The sequence below is a fragment of the Phenylobacterium sp. genome (genome assembly GCF_036402295.1).
Lineage (GTDB): Bacteria > Pseudomonadota > Alphaproteobacteria > Caulobacterales > Caulobacteraceae > Phenylobacterium.
On record NZ_DASWTE010000002.1, the window covers coordinates 1 to 2,328 of the forward strand.

Annotated in this window: 3 protein-coding genes; all 3 read left to right on the forward strand. The window is 68.7% G+C overall.

The genetic code is table 11. The annotated features are described in order from the left end of the window. Positions 1 to 667, forward strand: a 667-nt coding sequence (locus tag VGD44_RS00020; protein ID WP_331082556.1) for a glucuronate isomerase, incomplete at its 5' end; no start/stop codon positions are given. Between the two features lie 12 nt (positions 668 to 679). After that, complete coding sequence (gene kduI / locus VGD44_RS00025) at positions 680 to 1,516, forward strand: 5-dehydro-4-deoxy-D-glucuronate isomerase (protein WP_331082558.1); 837 nt, start codon at positions 680 to 682, stop codon at positions 1,514 to 1,516. Continuing rightward, positions 1,513 to 2,274 carry a 2-dehydro-3-deoxy-D-gluconate 5-dehydrogenase KduD gene (gene kduD / locus VGD44_RS00030; protein ID WP_331082559.1) on the forward strand — a complete coding sequence of 254 codons (762 nt, stop codon included), beginning with the start codon at positions 1,513 to 1,515 and terminating at the stop codon, positions 2,272 to 2,274. The genes kduI and kduD overlap by 4 nt, the downstream gene beginning before the upstream one ends. Positions 2,275 to 2,328 lie beyond the last annotated feature (54 nt).

Below are 2,328 nucleotides of genomic sequence, written 5' to 3' on the forward strand. Positions count from 1 at the left end.
CGAGGCCCAGGCCGAGGCGCTGTTCCGGAAGGTGCTGGACGGCGTCTTCATGCCGGCCGACGCCGAGCTGTTCCGCGCCCAGATGCTGACCGAGATGGCCAAGATGAGCCTGGACGACGGGCTGGTCATGCAGATCCACCCCGGCAGCTTCCGCAACCATAACCGCTGGCTCCACGGGACGTTCGGCCGCGACAAGGGCGCCGACATCCCGACGCGCACCGACTACGTCCGCGCCCTGAAGCCGCTGCTGGACAAGCTGGGCAACGACCCGCGGCTGTCGATCATCGTCTTCACGCTGGACGAGAGCAGCTACGCCCGGGAGCTGGCCCCGCTGGCCGGGCACTATCCGGTGCTGAAGCTGGGCCCGGCCTGGTGGTTCCACGACAGCCCGGAGGGCATGCGCCGGTTCCGGGAGCAGACGACCGAGACGGCGGGCTTCTACAACACCGTCGGCTTCAACGACGACACGCGGGCGTTCCTGTCGATCCCGGCGCGGCACGACGTGGCCCGGCGGGTGGACGCCAGCTTCCTCGCGCGGCTGGTCGCCGAGCATCGAATCTCGGAGGTCGAGGCGGCCGAGACCGTCGTCGACCTCGCCTACAACCTGCCCAAGCGGGCTTACAAGCTGGATGAGCCGGCGGCGCAGCGCGCGCCCGAGCCGGCCTGACGGGAGAACGACGTGTTCAAGCGGATCTACCACGCCACCCATCCCGACATGATGGAAGGGGTCGACAACGCGACCCTGCGCCAGCGCTACCTGATCGACGGCCTGTTCGCGGCCGGCGAGGTGGTGCTGAACTACACCCACTACGAACGCTTCGTGGTCGGCGGCGCCGCGCCGGGCAAGACCGCGGTCAAGCTGCCCGACCAGACCGAGCCCGAGAGCGCCAAGGGCCACCCGTTCCTGGAGCGCCGCGAACTGGGCGTGGTCAACGTCTCGGACACGGCCGGGACGGTGACGGTCGACGGGATCGCCTACGACCTCGCGCCGCGCGACTGCCTCTATGTGACCATGGGCGCGAAGGACGTGACCTTCGCCGGCGAGGGCGCGCGCTTCTACCTGGTGTCGACGCCGGCGCACGCCGCCTTCGAGAGCAAGAAGCTCTCGATCGCCGACGCGGTGCCGTTGGAGCGCGGCGCGCTGGAGACGTCGAACGAGCGGACGATCTACCAGTTGGTGGTGCCGCAGACGTGCAAATCGGCGCAGCTGCTGCTCGGCCTGACGATCCTCAACACCGGCAGCGTGTGGAACACCATGCCGCCGCACCTGCATGACCGCCGCAGCGAGGTCTATTTCTACTTCGGCCTGGGCGAGAACGACCGCGTCTTCCACTTCATGGGCGAGCCCGAGAAGGCGCGCCACATCATCATGGCCAACGACGAGGCGGTAGTGTCGCCGCCGTGGTCGATCCACATGGGCTCGGGCACCTCGAACTACGCGTTCATCTGGGCGATGGGCGGGGAGAACCTCGACTACACCGACATGAACGTCCTCGACATTTGCCAGCTGAAATGAGCGGCAATCCCTTCGACCTCACCGGCCGGGCGGCGCTGGTCACCGGCGCCAACACGGGCCTGGGCCAGGCGATCGCCGTGGGCCTCGCGCAGGCCGGCGCGGACATCGTCGCGGTGGGCCGCAGCGCGTCCGACGAGACCGCCGCGCTGGTCGAGAAGGCCGGCCGCAAGCTGTTCCAGGTGAAGGCCGACCTCTTCACCACCGAACCGATCGAGCGGGTGGTCTTCGAGGCCTATGCCGCGGCGGGCCGCCTGGACATCCTGGTGAACAACGCCGGCATCATCCGCCGCGCCGACAGCCTCGACTTCACGGAAGAGGACTGGGACGCGGTGATGAACACCAACCTGAAGACGGTGTTCTTCCTGAGCCAGGCGGTAGCCAGGCGCTGGGTGGCCGATGGCCGGGGCGGCAAGATCATCAACGTCGTCTCGATGCTGAGCTTCCAGGGCGGGCTGCGCGTGCCGTCATACACGGCCTCGAAGAGCGGGCTCGCGGGCATCACCAAGACGCTCTGCAACGAGTGGGCGCACCTGGGGATCAACGTGAACGGTCTGGCCCCCGGCTATTTCGCCACCAACAACACCGCCCAGCTGCAGGCCGACGAAGTGCGCAATCGCCAGATCCTGGAGCGCATTCCGGCGGGCCGTTGGGGCACGCCCGAGGACCTCGCGGGCGCGGCGGTCTTCCTGGCGAGCCGCGCTGCGGACTATATGCACGGCGCCATCGTCCCCGTGGACGGCGGCTGGCTGGCGCGCTGACGCCACGCCCCGGCATTTCAAGGAGTAGCCCCATGGCCCGCGACCGCCTGAAAG